General features: G+C 66.5%; 21 protein-coding genes and 3 pseudogenes. 14 read left to right on the plus strand and 10 right to left on the minus strand.

The annotated features are described in order from the left end of the window. Positions 1-139 precede the first annotated feature (139 nt). The 6 genes and pseudogenes from ADT71_RS29295 to ADT71_RS29320 form a co-directional block, all read right to left on the minus strand. Entirely contained in the window at positions 140-1,282 is a 1,143-nt protein-coding gene (locus ADT71_RS29295; RefSeq protein ID WP_054442198.1) for a phage major capsid protein, read from the minus strand. A 65-nt stretch (positions 1,283-1,347) separates the two neighbouring features. After that, positions 1,348-1,769 (minus strand): annotated as a pseudogene (locus tag ADT71_RS29300) (HK97 family phage prohead protease). Further along, positions 1,766-2,074: a DUF6127 family protein gene (locus ADT71_RS29305; protein ID WP_054442199.1), complete on the minus strand. Its 309-nt coding sequence runs from the start codon at positions 2,072-2,074 to the stop codon at positions 1,766-1,768. The pseudogene ADT71_RS29300 and the gene ADT71_RS29305 overlap by 4 nt, the downstream one beginning before the upstream one ends. Next, entirely contained in the window at positions 2,071-3,252 is a 1,182-nt protein-coding gene (locus ADT71_RS29310; RefSeq protein WP_054442200.1) for a phage portal protein, read from the minus strand. The genes ADT71_RS29305 and ADT71_RS29310 overlap by 4 nt, the downstream gene beginning before the upstream one ends. Before the next feature lie 35 nt (positions 3,253-3,287). After that, a pseudogene (locus tag ADT71_RS29315) lies at positions 3,288-4,615 on the minus strand (DNA-packaging protein). Beyond that, the gene (locus ADT71_RS29320; protein WP_054442201.1) at positions 4,608-5,114 is read right to left on the minus strand and encodes a hypothetical protein; all 507 of its coding nucleotides are present in this window, start codon (positions 5,112-5,114) and stop codon (positions 4,608-4,610) included. Before ADT71_RS29320 ends, ADT71_RS29315 begins: the two are co-directional and overlap by 8 nt. A 190-nt stretch (positions 5,115-5,304) precedes the next feature. Here ADT71_RS29320 and ADT71_RS29325 point away from each other — a divergent pair. The 3 genes and pseudogenes from ADT71_RS29325 to ADT71_RS29335 all read left to right on the plus strand — a co-directional run bounded on the left by ADT71_RS29325 (position 5,305) and on the right by ADT71_RS29335 (position 7,197). After that, positions 5,305-5,942, plus strand: a pseudogene (locus ADT71_RS29325) (YqaA family protein). A 77-nt stretch (positions 5,943-6,019) separates the two neighbouring features. Then, a complete protein-coding gene (locus ADT71_RS29330; protein ID WP_054442202.1) occupies positions 6,020-6,595 on the plus strand; it encodes a nuclear transport factor 2 family protein in 576 nt (191 codons plus the stop codon). A 53-nt stretch (positions 6,596-6,648) separates the two neighbouring features. Beyond that, positions 6,649-7,197 carry an NADPH-dependent FMN reductase gene (locus ADT71_RS29335; protein WP_054442203.1) on the plus strand — a complete coding sequence of 183 codons (549 nt, stop codon included), beginning with the start codon at positions 6,649-6,651 and terminating at the stop codon, positions 7,195-7,197. Positions 7,198-7,244: 47 nt separating this feature from the next. On the opposite strand, the gene ADT71_RS29340 is transcribed toward ADT71_RS29335, so the two are convergent. From ADT71_RS29340 to ADT71_RS29350, 3 genes are all read right to left on the minus strand, one after another. Continuing rightward, positions 7,245-8,480, minus strand: a complete 1,236-nt coding sequence (locus ADT71_RS29340) for an aminotransferase class I/II-fold pyridoxal phosphate-dependent enzyme (RefSeq protein WP_054442204.1) — start codon at positions 8,478-8,480, stop codon at positions 7,245-7,247. 11 nt (positions 8,481-8,491) lie between these two features. Beyond that, positions 8,492-8,731: an acyl carrier protein gene (locus ADT71_RS29345; RefSeq protein ID WP_054442290.1), complete on the minus strand. Its 240-nt coding sequence runs from the start codon at positions 8,729-8,731 to the stop codon at positions 8,492-8,494. A gap of 114 nt (positions 8,732-8,845) precedes the next feature. Then, complete coding sequence (locus ADT71_RS29350; protein WP_054442205.1) at positions 8,846-9,208, minus strand: response regulator; 363 nt, start codon at positions 9,206-9,208, stop codon at positions 8,846-8,848. Positions 9,209-9,337: 129 nt separating this feature from the next. On the opposite strand from ADT71_RS29350, the gene ADT71_RS29355 reads away from it, so the two are divergent. The 5 genes from ADT71_RS29355 to ADT71_RS29375 are packed head-to-tail and all read left to right on the plus strand — an operon-like array spanning position 9,338 to position 12,557. After that, complete coding sequence (locus ADT71_RS29355; protein WP_054442206.1) at positions 9,338-9,547, plus strand: DUF3572 family protein; 210 nt, start codon at positions 9,338-9,340, stop codon at positions 9,545-9,547. Then, the gene (locus tag ADT71_RS29360; protein ID WP_054442207.1) at positions 9,544-10,206 is read left to right on the plus strand and encodes a hypothetical protein; all 663 of its coding nucleotides are present in this window, start codon (positions 9,544-9,546) and stop codon (positions 10,204-10,206) included. Before ADT71_RS29355 ends, ADT71_RS29360 begins: the two co-directional genes overlap by 4 nt. Positions 10,207-10,208: 2 nt before the next feature. Beyond that, positions 10,209-10,673, plus strand: a complete 465-nt coding sequence (locus tag ADT71_RS29365) for a RidA family protein (RefSeq protein WP_054442208.1) — start codon at positions 10,209-10,211, stop codon at positions 10,671-10,673. Then, positions 10,654-11,424 carry a glycerophosphodiester phosphodiesterase family protein gene (locus tag ADT71_RS29370; protein WP_054442209.1) on the plus strand — a complete coding sequence of 257 codons (771 nt, stop codon included), beginning with the start codon at positions 10,654-10,656 and terminating at the stop codon, positions 11,422-11,424. Before ADT71_RS29365 ends, ADT71_RS29370 begins: the two co-directional genes overlap by 20 nt. Then, positions 11,421-12,557: a GNAT family N-acetyltransferase gene (locus tag ADT71_RS29375; RefSeq protein WP_054442210.1), complete on the plus strand. Its 1,137-nt coding sequence runs from the start codon at positions 11,421-11,423 to the stop codon at positions 12,555-12,557. Before ADT71_RS29370 ends, ADT71_RS29375 begins: the two co-directional genes overlap by 4 nt. A 19-nt stretch (positions 12,558-12,576) precedes the next feature. Here the strand turns inward: ADT71_RS29375 and ADT71_RS29380 are convergent, their stop codons facing one another. Further along, on the minus strand, positions 12,577-12,927 hold the full coding sequence (locus ADT71_RS29380) for a sel1 repeat family protein (protein WP_054442211.1): 351 nt from the start codon (positions 12,925-12,927) through the stop codon (positions 12,577-12,579). Positions 12,928-13,226: 299 nt separating this feature from the next. Between ADT71_RS29380 and dksA the strand changes: the two genes are divergently transcribed. From dksA to ADT71_RS34765, 6 genes are all read left to right on the plus strand, one after another. After that, entirely contained in the window at positions 13,227-13,685 is a 459-nt protein-coding gene (dksA, locus tag ADT71_RS29385; protein ID WP_054442212.1) for an RNA polymerase-binding protein DksA, read from the plus strand. 197 nt (positions 13,686-13,882) lie between these two features. Continuing rightward, entirely contained in the window at positions 13,883-14,260 is a 378-nt protein-coding gene (locus ADT71_RS29390) for a PilZ domain-containing protein (RefSeq protein WP_054442213.1), read from the plus strand. Positions 14,261-14,421: 161 nt separating this feature from the next. Further along, entirely contained in the window at positions 14,422-14,595 is a 174-nt protein-coding gene (locus tag ADT71_RS31775; protein ID WP_156336881.1) for a hypothetical protein, read from the plus strand. Positions 14,596-14,630: 35 nt separating this feature from the next. After that, positions 14,631-16,187 carry an ABC transporter substrate-binding protein gene (locus ADT71_RS29395; protein WP_054442214.1) on the plus strand — a complete coding sequence of 519 codons (1,557 nt, stop codon included), beginning with the start codon at positions 14,631-14,633 and terminating at the stop codon, positions 16,185-16,187. 69 nt (positions 16,188-16,256) lie between these two features. Continuing rightward, a complete protein-coding gene (locus ADT71_RS29400) occupies positions 16,257-16,646 on the plus strand; it encodes a DUF4112 domain-containing protein (protein WP_054442215.1) in 390 nt (129 codons plus the stop codon). 5 nt (positions 16,647-16,651) lie between these two features. After that, a complete protein-coding gene (locus tag ADT71_RS34765; RefSeq protein WP_082370630.1) occupies positions 16,652-16,873 on the plus strand; it encodes a hypothetical protein in 222 nt (73 codons plus the stop codon). Positions 16,874-16,875: the final 2 nt, after the last annotated feature.

Here is a 16,875-nt window from a genome sequence, read left to right on the forward strand (position 1 = left end):
GGAAGGAAGGAGGCGGTTGGCCCGCGCCGCCGCCCGAGGTGAGGGAGCGGGGAGACGGCGCGGGCCGCTGCTCAAGACGTGCGGGGCCGGGAAGGAGCGGGCTCCTTTCCAAATGCGGCCCCGCACGGCCCGGATGGCGTCAGGCCGAAATCTTGAGCAGCTTGATCGCGTCGGAATCGAGCACCTGCCCGCCGATCCGCTTGGTCGCGTAGAAGTGGACGAAGGGCTTGTTGGTGAAGGGATCGCGCAGGATCGAGGTCGCGCTGCGTTCGGCGATCAGGTAGCCGGCGCGGAAGTTGCCGAATGCGATCGGGAAGGCATTGGCCGCCACGTCGGGCATGTCCTCGGCTTCGACCACCGGATAGCCCAGCAGGCGGTTCGGCTGTCCTTCCATGAGGCCCGGCTGCCACAGGAACGAGCCGTCAGCGGCCTTGAGCTTGCGGACCACTGCCAGCGTCTTCGAATTCATCACCCAGCTCGCGCCCTGGCGGTGGCCGCCCTTGAGCGAATGGACGAGGTCGATCAGCTTGAGTTCGGGCGACGTGTCGAACCCGGCGGCATTGCCCGAGACCAGGAACTGGAGCGTGCCGAAGGGGCGGGCGGCGTCGGCAGTGGCGGCGTTGGGGGCGGCAAGGAAGCCCTTGGGCTGGTTGGTGCCGGTGCCGTTCACGAAGGCGGCACCTTCGGCACGGGCGAATTCCATGGCGATCTCGTCCGCCAGCCAGGACTGGATGTCGAAGGCGGAATCATCGAGCATGGCCTGGCTCGCGGCCGGATTGGCGTAGAGTTCGCCGGCGGGCGGGGCGATCTCGGCGAAGCTGGGGGTGGCGGTTTCGGTGCGGGCGCCGGTCTCGCTCACCCAGCCAGAGGCGGTGCCGCCGGTGGTGATGAGCTTGCGGTAGCCCGCCGTGCCGGTCTGCACGACTTGCGCGATCGAGCGGATCGGGCTGATGTTCTTGAGGCGGGCGGAGATCAGCGCATCGACTTCGCGCGGGACCGCATAGCCGCCATCCGAGGCGACGATGCCGGAGATCGACTTGATCTCGGTCTCGCGGCCCATGCGCAGGTAGCCGTCCACGAAGCCCTTCACTTCGAGGCTGGCGGTGGTCGTGGCGCCGCCTTCGATCACCGGCCGGGACGCGGCGCGGCTGACGCGGTCGAGGCGGGCCTTCACGTCGTCGACGTCACCGCGCAGGGCTTCGACGGCGGCTTCGGTGGCGTCCTGTCGGGCGACGAGGTCGAACGAGGAGTCGAGCGCTTCGACCGGGGCAATGGATTCCATCGGGCATTCACCTTTCGGTTGGAGCCGCCCGTCGGGGCGGCGGGAAAATGGGTCGGGGGAGGTCGTCAGGAGATCAGGTGCACCCGCGCGCCATGCTGCATCGGGTGCGTGACGAGGCTGACCTCGAACAGCTCCAGGTCGAGCAGTTCGCGGCCTTCGGCGCTGTTGCGGCTGGCGCGGGCGCGGTAGCCGAACGAGAGCCCGTTCACGGTGCCGCGCCGAAGCGCGAGACCGGCGGCGCGTCCGGGTTGTCCACCGTGGCGACCACGCGCAGGCCGCGATCGTCTTCCGCCACGGTTTCGATCCAGCCGATCCTGAGATCCGGCCGGTGCTGCCAGAACAACGGGATCGGATCGCGCCGCTCGGCCAGCGTCCGGGCGAAGGCGCCGGGGCGGATCGTGTCGCGTCCGGCGTCGCGCTTGCCGAACAGCGCCGCATAGCCGGCGAAGCGGAGGGTGCGCTCATGCAGAGCCGGTTGCAGCGTCATCGCAGCAGCTCGCCCGCGCCGAGGCGCACCGCCAGGCCGAGCAGCAGCAAGGCCAGCACGCCGCGCACCAGCCAGCCGATCGCGGCGGCCTGCGCGCTGGCCTTGGCGTCGCGCCAGGCCTGGAGCAGTTCGCGCAGTTCGGAGAGGTCGCCCGGCGCGGTCGCGTCGTCGAGGCCGATCCGCGAGAGCATCCGCCGCGCGCCGACTTCGCTGGCTTCCTCGACGATGGCGCGCAGCGTCACGAGTTCGCTGCCCTCCGTCGTCGCCTGGGCGAGCAGGCCGGCCAGCATGTCCTTCTGGTTCATGATTTGTTCTCCTCATCCTTCGAGGCCGAAACGGGGGGCAGCCCCAACAAGGATCGCTTTTCGTCGTCGCCAAGGAAGTCGGCGGCGCTGACCTGGGCCCAGAGCCGCTCGCGGTCCTCGGCAAGTGCGGGAACCCGGTCCAGGTCGATGGCCAGGATGTTCTCGCGGCAGTCGTTCGGGAACCACGGGGCCAGCCCTTCGCAGAGCCCGGCGAAGATCTTGCTCGCCAGCGGCAGCAGCGTGAGCCGCCAGAGCGCGCGGTTGGCCTCGCGGTAATTGGCGTAAGTGGCATCGCCCGGCAGGCCCAGCAGCATCGGCGGCACCCCGAAGGCGAGCGCCACGTCGCGCGCGGCGGCGGCCTTGAGCGTGGCGAAATCCATGTCCGCCGGGGTCATCGCCATGGCCTGCCACTTGAGCCCGCCTTCCAGCACCATCGGCCGTCCGGCATTGCCCGATCCGGCATAGGCGCTGGCAAGTTCGGCCTTGAGCCGGTCGAACTGGTCGCCGGTCAGGGTATTGCCGTCGCCCGCCTCGTAGACCAGCGCGCCGGAAGGGCGGGCGGCGTTTTCCAGGAGCTGGCGGTTCCACTGCGCGGCGGCATTGTGCGTGGCGATGGCTTCGTCGGCGGCGGTCAGACAGCCCGCGCCGTAGTGATCGTCCGCCGGGTGGAAGTGGCGGATGTGGATCACGTTGGGCGAGGCGTCCTCGTCCAGCAGCGGGATCGTCAGCCGGCGGCCGGCCACGTCATAGGCGAAGGCGGCGGGCCAGCCGTCCTCCCCGGCCTGGATCGACACGCGCTCGGGGCGCAGGGCGAACAATTCGACCGGGCGGCCCCGCGCATCCTTGAGCACCTGCACATAGGCATTGCCGTGAAGCAGGAGATGGCAGGCGAGCGTTTCCAGCAGCGATTGCCCGGCGCTGGTTTCGGTGACGAGCGCGATGAGCGCGGGGTCGGCGGGCCGAAGCGGGGTGCCGCCGATTCCCTCGGCCACCAGGCGCACCGCACGCTGGGCGACGGGATTCTCGAGATAGGCGCGGCGCACTGCCGAACCGTATTCGAAGGGGGCACGCCCGCCGCCGCTCTCGGCGAAGAACCATGGCGAGGCCGGCCCGCGCGCCAGTGGCACGCGGGCACTCTCGCCCTTGAAGGCGGCGACGAGCGTATCGATGAAGGACATGTCGATCCTTTCGGAAGAGTTTCGAATTCGGCGGTTCACGCCAGCCTGACCCGAGGCTCGCCGCTTTTGCCGAGCATCAGTTCGGTAAGCGCCCAGACCAGCGCGTCGGCACGGTCGGGAGAACGCCCCGGCCCCTGGTAGGCGCCGCCGGCGATCAGCCCGCACATCTCGTCCTCCAACCGGGGGAACTGCCCCGCGTGGCGGACGCGTCCGGCTTCGTAGAGCGCGGCGACGGGCTCGGCACGGGCGACCTTGCCCCGGCAGGCGTGCACCAGCCGCAACGGCAGGGAGAGGCGCGCCGCGCGCAGGACCGAGGCGACCATCGCGCCGCCCTGGTTCGCCTCGGCGACGACGCGGTCGGCGCGCCATGCTTCGGCGGTTCCGGCAACGGCGCGGGCCCAGCGCTCGGGGCCGGCCTTTTCCACCGAGGCATCGGCCATCACATGCGCGGTGCGTCCTCGGCCATGCCGACCACCACGATGCCGCAGGCATCCCCCCCGGCCGATGCCGGCGGATCCACGCCGACGACGACGCGGCCGCATTCGGGCGCGCGTTCCTCGCGGCTGGTTTCCAGCAGGGCGCGGCTCCAGAGCGCGCCTTCGACCTCGGCGATCAGTTCGCCGTCCAGTTCCTGCCGCCCGAGCAGGCTGCGCGAGAAGGTGCGGCGCATGGCCTTGAGGAAGCGCGCGGGCAGGTTGGCGGCATTGTCGAAAGTGCTGCCGCGCGTCACGATCACGTCGCCCTGTTCGCTTTCGGCCAGCAGGCGCATGACCAGCGGCACGCTGCGCGGAGTGGTGGTGGCGACGAGGCGCGGATCGTGGCCGAGCCGCAGGCCCATCAACAGGTTGTCCCAGGCCGAGACGGCCCGGCCCGAGGCATTGTCCCACTTGGCGATCTCGTCGCACCAGGCGTGGCTGTGCTGGGGGCCGCGCAGGGCTTCCGGCTCGGCGGCGGAATAGAGCGTGGCCTGCGCGCCGTTGGGCCAGGTCAGCCGCCTGAGCGAAGGCTCGAACACCGGACGCCGCCAGGGCGCGCCGACGGAAAGCAGCCCGCTCTCGCCCTCCACCATGACCGAGCGCGCCTCGCCAAGATGAGCTGCGACCAGCGCGATCCGGGCTTGCGGGTGGCGTTCGGCGATTTCGTTGACCCATTCTGCGCCGCAGCGGGTCTTGCCGAAACCGCGCCCCGCCATGACCAGCCATACGCGCCAGTCACCGGCGGGTGCGATCTGTGAGGGACGACCCCATACCCGCCAGTTCCAGCGCCATTCCTCCTGTTCGCGCGGGGCGAGCCTGGAGACGAAGCCGTCAAGGTCACTGGCATGAGCCTTGGCGAGCCAGTCCAGGGGATCTGCTTCAGCCATCCTCTTCCTCCTCTTCGCGGGCGGTGCGGCGCGCCAGGACCTGTTCGCGCAGCTGCGCCAGCTTGGTCTGGATCGAGGCGCGGACAGCGCCGAGATCCTCGTTTTCGCGGATGGCCCGCTCGCGCGTCACCGTTTCGCGGTGAAGCCCCAGCAGGCGCAGGGCATTGGCGTTGTCGAACTTGACCTCGCCATCCTTGGGCTCCCCGAAGCGCAGGCGGTAAAGAACCTCGATCTCGAGGTTTTCGTAGCCTTCGAGCAGGGCGGTGCGCCATTCGCGGGCAAATTCGGGTTCCGAGCGGCGCACTTTGTAAGGCCGGCTCGGGTGGACGCCGGCGGCGGCGCTCGCCGCGCTGACGTTCGACGTTTCGGCCAGCGCCGCCAGGAAGACGGCGCGCCAGTGCCGGTTCAACTTGTCCTCGGCTTGGGCGATGACGGGACTGATCTTCGTCCGGGGCCTGCGCGGGGCAGCACCCGGCGAAGCCGCTTTCGGCTCGGCCATGGGGATGATCCTGTTTCTGGAAAATTCCGGGGCGGAAGAACGTGCCGCGATGAGCGACCCGTTTCACTCGCTGTTCCTGTTTTGTACCAATTACGATAGGCGATGTCAAGCGGATATAACCAAATGGGTTATAGCTTGCCGCCTCATTATCGGCCTACTAAGCACGCCACGTCACTTCCCGGAGAACTCGATGCTGCGCCGCCTCTACGACTGGACCATGGCCAAGGCGGCGCACCGCCACGCCGAATGGTGGCTGGCGCTGTTCGCCTTCATGGAGGCAAGCTTCTTCCCGGTTCCGCCGCATCCGCTGCTGGGCCTGATGTGCCTGGCAGAACCGAAGAAGGCGATTCGCTTCGCCCTGATCGCCACGCTGGCCTCGGTGGTGGGCGGGCTGCTCGGCTATGCCATCGGCCACTTCGCCTATGCCGCTTTCGGCGAGGCGCTGCTCAAGGCGCTGGGGCTGGCGGCGAGCTTCCCCAAGGCGGCGTGCTACTTGCGCGAATATGGCGCCGAGATCATCGTCGTGAAAGGCGCGACGCCGATCCCGTTCAAGCTGCTGACGATCACCGCGGGCTTCATCGGCATGAACCTTGCCGTGTTCATCCGCGCCTCGATCGTCTCCCGTTCGATCAGCTTCCTGATCGTGGGCGTGCTGTTCCGCCTGTTCGGCGCGCCGATCAAGGCGTGATCGACAAGCATCTCGGTAAAGTCACGGCGGCCTTCGCGGTCGCGGTCGTCGCGGGTTTCCTCGCCGTGGCCTTCCTTGGCGGCGGCGCCAAGGAGACCAACGAGAAGTGCGACGTGATCGCCGCCGCGAAAACGGCGTGATCCCGGCCTGAGCGGACTTACAGGGGCAGGGCGGACGACCTAGCTTCGCGCGAAAGAACGCGCGAAGGAGAGATGCCGTGACCGATCCTGCCTCGAAGCTGGCCGAACTGGCCGATCGGCATGAGATCCACCAGGTGCTGCTGCGTTATGCGCGCGGGCTCGACCGGCTGGATAACGCGCTGGTCCGCTCCTGCTACTGGGACGATTGCATCGAGGACCACGGCCAGTTCGTGGGCATGCCGGACCAGTTCGTGGCCTGGGCGGACGGCACCACGCTGCTTTTCGAATCGACCCAGCATGCGATCCTCAACCATGTCTGCGAACTGGCCGGGGAAGAGGCCTTTTGCGAGACCTACTACCACTTCTCGGGCGTGACGGCGCAGGGACCGAACTTCATGTCCACGGGGCGCTACGTCGATCATTTCCGCAAGCGCGCAGGAGAATGGCGGATCGCCAACCGGGTCACGCTGGTCGAGGGGGCCTACGACGTGCCCAAGGCCGCCCATGCGCCGAGCCCGGCCAGCGCCTATACCGCCGAAGAGCCCTGCCAGGCCCGGCGGGATCGCGGTGACGTGAGCTATCACCGTCCGCCGGTGCCGCGCCGCCCCCGCGCGGTCCGGGGAACCGGGGCCGAACCGGGGACTTCCAACTGACACCTTTTGCACCGATACCTGTGATCGGCTGCAACCAGTCATGAGGAGTCGTCATGTCGAAGATCGTCGTCGTCGTCGGAAGCCTTCGCGCCGAATCGTACAACCGCCGGTTCGCGCAGGCGCTGACCCGCCTCCCCGCCGCATCCGGCCATGAATTCGTGTTTGCGGATATTGCCGCCCTGCCGCTCTACAACCAGGACGATGACGGCGATCAGGCTCCTTCGGTCAAGGCGCTGAAGGAACTGGTGCGGGGAGCAGACGGCGTGATCTTCGTGACGGCGGAGTACAACCGCTCCATCCCCGGCGTACTCAAGAACGCCATCGACAACGCCTCGCGCCCTTACGGGGACAGCGCCTGGGCGGGCAAGCCTGCGGGGGTGATCGGCGTTTCGATCGGGGCGATAGGCACGGCGCTTTCGCAGCAGCACTTGCGCAACGTGCTGGCCTACCTCGACATGCCGACCCTCGGCGCGCCGGAAGCGTTCATCCAGTGGAAGGACGGCCTGATCGGCGAGGATGGAACCGTTGGCGCGCAGTCTGCCGGGTTCGTCGGCGGCTGGCTGGAGGCATTCCTCGCACTGGTGGACCGCCACAAGGGCTGATCCTAGGCGCGTCCCGGAAACGGGTCCGGGACGGCGCCGGATCGGCGTCAGAGAAAGCCGGCCGTCTTGCCCGCGCGGGTGAACATGCCGATGATCTGCTGGACCTGTTCGGCCGAATGCTCGGCGCAGAGCGAGCAGCGCAGCAGGGTCATGTTCGCAGGGGTTGCCGGCGGACGTGCAAGGTTCACGTAGAGACCCTCGTGCAGAAGGGCTTCCCACATCGCCGCGCCGCGTTCGAGGTCGGGCATGATCACCGCGATGATCGCGCTCTGCGGCTCTGCCGTGCCGAGCTGGAAGCCGGCATCGGTCAGGCCCTTGTGCAGGGTCCGCGAGCTTTCCCAGAGGTGCGCGCGCTTCTCGGCCGCCGTCATCAGCTTGCGGATCGAGGTCGTCGCGGTGGCGACAACGCTCGGCGGGAGGCTGGCGGTGAAGACGTAAGGGCGGCAGACCAGGCGCATGATCTCGAACTTGGGGTGGTTCGAAACGCAGAAGCCGCCGACGGTGCCGACCGACTTGGAGAACGTGCCGATCACGAAGTCCACATCGTCAAGACAGCCCTGGTCCTCGGCCACGCCGCGACCGTTGGGGCCGATGAAGCCCATCGAGTGCGCTTCGTCCACCAGCACCATCGCGCCGTACTTCTTGGCGACCGCGATCATCTCCTTGAGCGGAGCGATATCGCCCAGCATCGAGTAGACGCCTTCGAGCACGACGAGCTTGCCGGCACCTTCCGGGATACGGCGCAGGCGCTTTTCCATGGCCTCGATGTCGTTGTGCTTGAACGGCACGACTTCGGCATCGCCCATCTTGCAGCCGTCCCAGATCGAGGCGTGGCTGTCGATGTCGAGGACGATGTAATCGCCCTTTCCGGCGATCGTGGAAATGATCCCGAGGTTGGCCTGGTAGCCGGTCGAGAACACCATCGCGTGCTTCATGTCGTAGAAGTCGCATAGCGCTTCCTCGACCGCCTTGTGCCCGGCGTAGGTGCCGTTGAGCACGCGGCTGCCGGTGGTACCGGCGCCGAAATCGTCCAGCGCCTGCTTGCCCGCCGCGATCACGTCAGGGTCGAACGTCATGCCCATGTAGTTGTAGGTGCCGAGCAGAATCGTCTCGCGCCCGTTGCACATGGCCACGGTAGGCGAGATCACCTTCTCCATGACGAGGCCGAACGGGTCGGTCACGCCGGTGGACAGCAGGCCGCGGCGCATTTCGATCAGGGGATCGAACTTGCTGAACAGGTCGGTTGCGGCTTGCGTTTCGTTGTCGCTGAGCATGTCGGTCATCGCGAAGTCCTTCAGCCCTGGAGCTTGACCACGGCGTCGACGAGCTGGCCGTAGTTCTCGATCTCGGCCTGCTGGTTCATCGAGATGATGATGTCGAAGCCGTCTTCGATCTCGGCCACGAAGTCCATGACGGTCAGGCTGTCGAACTCGAGGTCGTCGGTGAAGCGGGTCGCGTCGGTAATCTCGACGCCCTTCTTGTTGAAGGGCTCGATCAGCGCGGCGATGCGGGCCGAGGTCTCTGCGCGGTCCATGGTCATTTCAACTCCGGTAATTTCGGGCGGCTCTCTGGCCGGGAATTGCGGCGCAAAAGCGGCGGCGAGGGGTAAAGTCAAGCGAAGGCCGGATTCGCCTGGTGCTTCGCCCTATCACAGAAGGGCGCGAACCGCCTGCATGAACGGGCCGATCGACACCGGCTTGGCGAGGTAGCCTTCCGCGCCTGCTTCGCGGATGCGCTCCTCGTCGCCCTTGCCGGCATAGGCGGTGACGGCGAGCACCGGAATCGTGCGCAGGACGGGGTCTTTCTTCGCCGCCTCGATCAGGTCCAGCCCCGAGACATTGGGCAGCTGGATGTCCATGATGACGAGGTTGGGCACGAACTGGCGCGCCCTTTCCAGCGCGTCCAGTCCGTCGGCCACCGGCTCCACGGCATAGCCCTGGCTCTTGAGCACGTCGCAAAAGAGCTTCCGATTGAGGTCGTTGTCCTCGACAACAAGGATACGCTTTGCCATTCGACGCCTGAACACCATCTAGGGCTGGGACTTCCCGCTCTATGACACGCAAGCGAGACTGACAATTCTTCGAGAGTCGCCATCCCCATCGCAGGACCCCCAGGCGCTCGCGCTCAATGCGCTCGGCTGGTGCTGGGCGATCCCGACCGCGCCGAACGCTTCCTGGCGCTGACCGGGCTGACGCCCGACGAACTGCGCGCCTCGCTGGGGGAACCCGCGACGATGGCGGCCGTGCTGGAATTCCTGTGCTCGCACGAGCCTGATCTCGTGGCGGCGGCGGAAGCACTGGCGGTTTCGCCGATGGCGCTGGCCTCGGCGCGCGAAAGGCTCGGCTCATGAACCGCCCGCTGCTCATCACCGATGACGAAGTGCTGCTCTACATGGTATCGCATTTCAGGGACTGGCTGGCCGAGGAGGAAGGCGTGGCCTTCGACATGGGCCGGGGCGAGTTTTCGAGCGCGATGCGGCGAATCAAGACCGGCGACCTGCTCGAACAGGCCGAGATGTGGTCGTTGCTCAACAAGTTCTTCGATGGCCAGATGCACCGGCAGACCCCGGTGGAGGGCGCTGTCGAGGCGATCCGCGCGATCGGCGAACATGCCGACGTGGTGGTGCTCACCAACCTCATGGATTTCCGGCAGGAGGCGCGCCGCCTGCAACTGGCCGATCATGGCATCGACGTGCGCGTCTTCACCAACCAGGGGCCGAAAGGCCCGGCGTTGAAGGCGATCCTTGATGAATATACGCCCTCTCGCGCGGTTTTCGTCGACGATCTCGCCCAGCATCACGGCTCCGTGGCCGGGGTTGCGCCGGAGATCGGCCGCCTGCATCTCTGTGCCGAGCCCTTGCTGGCGCCGCACATCGCCTGTGCCCATCTGGCCGGTCATGCCCATGCGCGGATCGACCGATGGGATGCCGCAACCCCCTGGCTTATCGACTGGTTGACCCAGAACCCGACTGACGCCCCGATTGAAGGCCCGATTGAAGGAAAGCCCTGAACATGAGTGAGATCGAAACCCGCCTTTCGCAGCTTGGCCTGACGCTTCCAGAGCCCGCCGCGCCGGTCGCGGCCTATGTGCCAGTCGTCGTCGCGGGCGGCCTGGCGCATGTTTCCGGCCAGTTGCCGTTCGTCGAGGGCAAGCTCGTGACCGGCCGGCTGGGCGATGACTTGAGCCTCGAATCGGGTGTGGAGGCGGCGCAAGCCTGCGCGGTGATGATCCTGGCGCAGCTGAAGGCGGCGCTCGGTTCGCTGGATCGGGTGGAGCGCGTGGTGAAGCTTGGCGCCTTCATCAATTCCACCGGCGATTTCACGGACCAGCCCAAGATCGCCAATGGCGCCTCGGAACTGATGGTGGCGGTGTTCGGCGAGGCGGGCAAGCATGCCCGAAGCGCTGTGGGCGTGCCGGTGTTACCGCTTGGCGCCGCTGTCGAAGTGGACGCCATCGTTGCCGTTCGCCCTGCTTGACCGCTGGTGTTCGCCGCCGCCCGATCCGCGCAAGGTCGGGTGGATCGGCGGACACGACTATGCCCATCGTGGGCTTCACGGCGCCGTCATTCCCGAAAACTCGCTCGCGGCTTTCCGGCTCGCGGTAGAGGAGGGCTACGGCGTCGAACTCGACGTGCAGCGAGCCGGTGACGGTACGCCGGTCGTATTCCACGATGGCGAACTGGACCGGCTCACGGGCGAGACAGGGTCGGTGTTCCGCCGGAGTGCCGCCCAGCTTGCGGGCATCACGCTGGGCGGGACGGCGGAGACGATCCCCAGCCTGCGGCAGGCGCTGAACCAGATCGCCGGCCGTGCGCCTGTGCTGATCGAGCTGAAGTCGTCACGCAGCACGCGAATTGCCGCCCTGTGCCTGGCGGTGCGCCGCGTGCTGGAGGGCTATACCGGCTCTCATGCGGTGATGAGCTTCGATCCGCGCGTCTCGCGCTGGTATCACCGTCATTCGCCGCACACCGTGCGCGGACTGGTCGTATCCGAGGGCGAAGACCGCGCGCTTCCCGGCAAGCTGCGCCGCCGTCTCGCGCTCTGGCAGGCTCGTCCCGATTTTCTTGCCTATGACGTTCGCGACCTGCCGAGTCGTTTCGCCGCCGCGCAGCGCAAGCGCGGCCTGCCGGTCGCGACGTGGACGGTGCGGCGGCCTGAACACCACGCACGCGCAGGGCTTCATGCCGATGCGGTCATCTTCGAACGACCAGCGGAAGAAACGGCATGAGTGCGGGGGAATTCACGGCCCGCATTCACGGCAGCGTCAGTGAACTCCCCGCAGCCGAATGGGATGCGCTGAGCGGCGGCGGCAATCCATTCGTTTCCCATGCTTTCCTTTCCGCCATGGAAGCGTCGGGTAGCGTTGGCGGGCGCAGCGGCTGGACGCCGGTGCCGATCACCGTGGATGGCCCCGGAGGCAGGCTCGCGGCGGCGCTTCCCGCGTACCTCAAGGAACATAGCCAGGGCGAATACGTGTTCGACCATGCCTGGGCCGATGCGTGGCACCGTGCTGGCGGTTCGTATTATCCCAAGCTGCAGATTTCAGTGCCCTTCACGCCCGCGACCGGGCCTCGCCTGCTCACGCCTCACCCCGAGCTTGCTCCGGCGCTGCTGGCCGCCGCCGAAACGCTTTGCCGCGAGAACGGGCTCTCCTCCGCTCATGCGACTTTCATCGCACCCGATCAGGTTCCCGTGTTCGAGGCGGCCGGGTGGCTGCTGCGCGAGGATATTCAGTTCCACTGGGAAAATCGCGGCTACGAAAGCTTCGATCAATTCCTTGGCGCGCTCTCATCCCGCAAGCGCAAGGACATCCGCAAGGAGCGGGGGAAGGCCTGCGAGGGGCTGGAGGTCCGCGTGCTCACCGGGGATGAACTCGGTGAACGGCACTGGGACGCGTTCTGGGCCTTCTATCAGGATACCGGCGCGCGCAAGTGGGGGCAGCCTTACCTGACGCGCGAGGCGTTCTCCCTGCTCGGAGAGACCATGGGGGACCGGATTCTGCTGCTGCTCGCCTACATGGACGGCCGGCCGGTGGCGGGCGCGCTCAACTTCATCGGCGATCAGGCGCTTTACGGACGGTACTGGGGCGCGCTGGTGGACAAGCCGTTCCTGCACTTCGAACTTTGCTACTACCGGGCCATCGACGCGGCGATCGCGCTCGGGCTTTCGCGCGTGGAGGCGGGGGCGCAGGGCGGGCACAAGCTGGCACGAGGCTATGAACCGGTGCGCACGATCTCGGCGCACTACATCGTCCACGAGGGGCTGCGAGCCGCTATCGCCGACTATCTCGAACAGGAACGCGCGGGAATCGCGCAGGACCAGCTCCTGCTGGGCGGGCGGACGCCATTCAGGAAACCCTGAACACGGCCTGCTTCCGATGTCAGGCGGCCCCGGGTAACGGGGAAGAGGGCGAGGCGGCAAGCCACTGACGCGCGCGGCGCTGGGCTTCGGCGATCTCGCGCGCGGTCATCTCATCGGCCAGTTCGGCCCGGCATGTCGCGGCTTCCTCATGCCCGTTCACGGCGGCGAGGTTGAACCACTTGTGCGCTTCGACAAGATCGCAGGCCATGCCGTGGCTTCCGGTCGAATAAGCCACGCCAAGGTCGAAGCAGGCCGAAAAATCGCCATGTGCCGCCGCTGCAAGCCGGTCGGCCACTAGCAGGTCGTTACCCTTCAGGTCGGCCACGCCGGCAGCGGTAAGGCGGCTCTCCTTGATCCAGACATCCTTCATCGTTCGTATCCCGAGACATTTCTGCCGCGGTCTGCGGCCTGATGAGGGAACAGTGACCTGCGCATGGTCAACAAACGGTTAAGGATAAATCTGCAAGGTTCCTTGTAGGGATACGGAGCAAAACCGTCCCGAACCGAACTAGCGTTCAGGTTTTTTGTGGACTGCCATGGTTATGGCCTTGTGCAGGCAATGGGGCGGTCTTATAGGCCGCCCACCGCGGTTTGCCGTATAGGCCACTGGAAAAATCCGGGGTCGCAGGGCGTAGGCAGGCCGGGGGGATTCGTGCGGAGATTCTCTGGATGGCAACGGCCCTAGCTGACGAAATTGATGTCCTCGCCAAGGCAAAGCGTATGCTTGGCGGTTCTTACGTTCCCGCTGAGAACGAGACCTACATGTGTGAGGCTCAGCAGGATTACTTCCGGCGGCTGCTGCTGGCCTGGAAAAAATCGATCCTCGACGCCTCTGCCGGCACGCTGGCACAGCTTCAGGACGGTCCTATCCGTGAGCCCGATCTGAATGATCGTGCCTCGAGCGAGACCGACTGGGGCATCGAACTGCGCACCCGCGACCGTCAGCGCAAGCTGATCGCCAAGATCGACTCCGCCCTGCGCCGGATCGAGGAAGGCGAATACGGGTACTGCGAAGTGACCGGCGAACCGATCGGCCTTGGACGGCTCGAAGCCCGACCGATCGCGACCATGACCGTAGAGGCCCAGGAAGCGCACGAGCGGCGCGAAAAAGTCTCTCGGGACGAATAGTTCTCGGCTGTTTTCAGCGCTTGAGGCCCCGATCTACCGGCCGGCAACCCTTGCAGGCAGATCGGGGCGTTAAGGCTTTCTTTGCCACTCGCCTTTAGGTATCGACCGGAAACGCGCCTTGGGCGCGGGTGCGGTGGCTATCGCGGACCGTTCTTCGTGATATCATCGCCGCCAGACGGAATGCCGGACGAGACCTCATGAACGAAACCGAAAACCGCCATATCGCGCGCGACAGCCTGTTCCTCATGGCGGATTTGCGCATCGATGGCCTTGAGGGTGAGTACCGCATCAAGGTCCGCAACCTTTCGGCGGGCGGCATGATGGGGGAAGGCGGCGTGCAGGTCATGCGCGGCACCGTGGTTTCGGTGAACATCCGCAATATCGGCTGGGTTCCGGGGTCTGTGGCCTGGGTCCAGGAAAACCGCTTCGGCGTGGCATTCAGCGATGAGATCGATCCCAAGCTGGCGCGCGCAACCGCGGCTCCGGCGGCCGATCATGCACCCAATTACGTGCGCAATTACGAAGCGCAGTACGCACCCGTGACGTCGACCGACCAGAACCTGCGCAAGGTCTGATTCGCGTCACGCTGCGGATCGTGCTTCCGATAGCCTTACGAAAACTCGCCGCCGAGCCTTGCCGGCCATTTGCGCATCTGCCGAAATGGACTAGGTCGTAAACTCATAAACGGCACCATCGAGGTTTGAGGCAAAATGGCTCAGCGCAAGAAGGGAAGGCGATGGAATATGTCGATATTTCAAGACTTCCCGACGCAGCGATGGGCCATTTTGGTCAAATCCCGAAGGGACGCCCAAATGGCTTCCATCTCGAACCGAAGCTGCCTTGGACGGGCAACCAGCCCGCCCGGCGTCAGCTTCGGCCCGAGCTGTTCGCCATTTGGGCGCCTCGATGATGCTGTTCATGAGTTTACGACCTAGGCCGGTGCCGATGTTCGCTTCGCGCAAAGCCTTCCGGGTTCTGGTCCCACTGGCCGGGCTGGCGCTCGCCGCCTGCGGATCTTCCGACAATTCGGCGTTGAGCGTCGCGGTGATCGGTGCTGCCGGCGATCCTTTCGAGGCCGGAGACAATCTGCCCCTGGCAGGCCAGCTCATTCGTGCCTCCACCGCCGAGGGGCTCGTTTCCTTCGACGAGAAGGGGCGGGTGATTCCCGCCTTGGCGGACCGCTGGATCGTTACCGACGACGGACAGAGCTACATCTTCCGGCTCCGCGACGGAGACTGGCTTTCAAGCGATCCGCTGACTGCCGAATCGGCGAAGAAGTCGCTGGAAGAGGCACTGAAATCGCTCGACGACACACCTCTGGCGCGTGACCTTGCCGGTATCGACGAAATTCGCGCAATGGCCGGAAGGGTCGTCGAAATCCGCCTGAACAGGCCGATGCCCTATTTGCTGCAACTGCTTGCGCAGCCCGAACTCGGCCTGACCTTCAAGCGGCGCGGCGCCGGGCCCATGCGGCTGGAGCGTGATCGGCAGACGGCGCGCCTGACACCGATCGACCCCGCAACCCTTGGGCTTCCCGCGATCGAGAACTGGGCACAGCGCACACGCCGGATCGACGTGCAGGCGCTGAATGGTCCCGCTGCAGTGGATGCCTTCAACGATGGCACGGTCGATCTGGTGATGGGGGGCGAGATACAGGACTTTCCGCTGACCCGTTCGGTGGGAATTCTGCGCGGCACCATCCAGGTCGATCCCGTGGTCGGGCTGTTCGGCCTCAAGATAATGAACGAGAAGGGTTTCCTTGCCGATCCTGCAAACCGGGAAGCCCTGTCCATGGCGATCGACCGCGATGGCCTGATCGCACCGTTCAGCCTTGGCGGCTGGTCCGGGACGACGCGGATCGTCACGCCAAGTCTTGACGGCGATCTCGGTACCATCGGCGAACGCTGGAGCGAGCAATCGCTTGAGGAGCGCCGCAGCCTGGCCACCGCGCGGATACGCCGCTGGGTGGCGGCTTCGGGGGGCAAAGGCGCGTCCGAACCGCCGGCTCCGGCGGTGCGGAGCGCGCGGGGTGCTTCGTCCCCGGTGCCCCTTCCCGCTCCGAACGGTCCGCGTGTTACGGTCTGGCTGCCCGTGGGCAGCGGATCGGACATCCTGCTGGACCGGCTGACCGCCAACCTCGCCGCGATCGGAGTTCATCTGGCGCGAACCGGCAGCGCCGAGGAAGCCGATCTCCTGCTGATTGACGACGTAGCCCGCTATCCGCGGGCGGCATGGTTCCTCAATCGGCTTTCCTGCAGCGCCCGGCACGGCCTCTGTTCCACGGATGCCGATGCCCGCGTTGCCGAAGCCGCCACAGCGGCGACCCCTCAGGAACGCTCGGCACTGCTGACCGAAGCCGAGGCGGAGTTGACTGCCGCCAACGTCTTCATTCCCTTCGGAACACCCATCCGCTGGTCGCTGGTCCGTGGCAGCGTGGCAGGTTTCGCGCCGAACACCTGGGGATGGCACCCCTTGATGCCGCTGGCCTGGGTGCCCAAATAAGCCGAACGGCGTTCATGCCGATTGAGGAGTGCCACGACTTTGGCGACTGGACAGACTTCCGCCCGCCGCATGGACATGGACCTGCCGCTGGGCGCTGACGCGGTTTCGATCGTGCGCCGCGTCGAGATGGTCGAATATGTGCTGGAACGCGCCATCGCCCTGCCCGGCCTCCGTCGCAAGGTGGGGCTCGATGCGGTCGTCGGGCTGGTGCCGGTGGCCGGAGACGTGGTTTCGGCGGTCCTGGGGATGTACCTCGTCTGGGAAGCCCGCAATCTCGGCATGTCGAAGTGGCAACTCGCGCGGATGACCGCGAATGTCGGCGTGGATACGCTGCTGGGCGCCATTCCCCTCGCGGGCGACCTGTTCGACTTCATGTTCCGTTCGAACAGCCGGAACCTCAAGATGATCCGCAAGCATATCGACAGGCACCACCCCCATGCCCGGGTGATCGAGGGCTGAGGTCCTTGAGACTTCCCTGCCTGCTGATCGCAGTCCTGCCGCTGGCAGCTTGCGGGCCATCCGATTCGGTACCTAGCCCGGGCGCCGTCACCATGGGTGAAGCCCGCGCGCTGGGCCAGGCGGCTGAGATGCTGGAGGTGCGGCGACCGCCTGCCGGAGTCGGCGGAGCCCATGGAGAGCCGGGAAAATCCAGCCCCAGCGAAGCGGCCACCCCCGCCCGCAACTGAAC

Source organism: Novosphingobium sp. ST904, from assembly GCF_001298105.1.
Taxonomy (GTDB): Bacteria; Pseudomonadota; Alphaproteobacteria; order Sphingomonadales; family Sphingomonadaceae; genus Novosphingobium.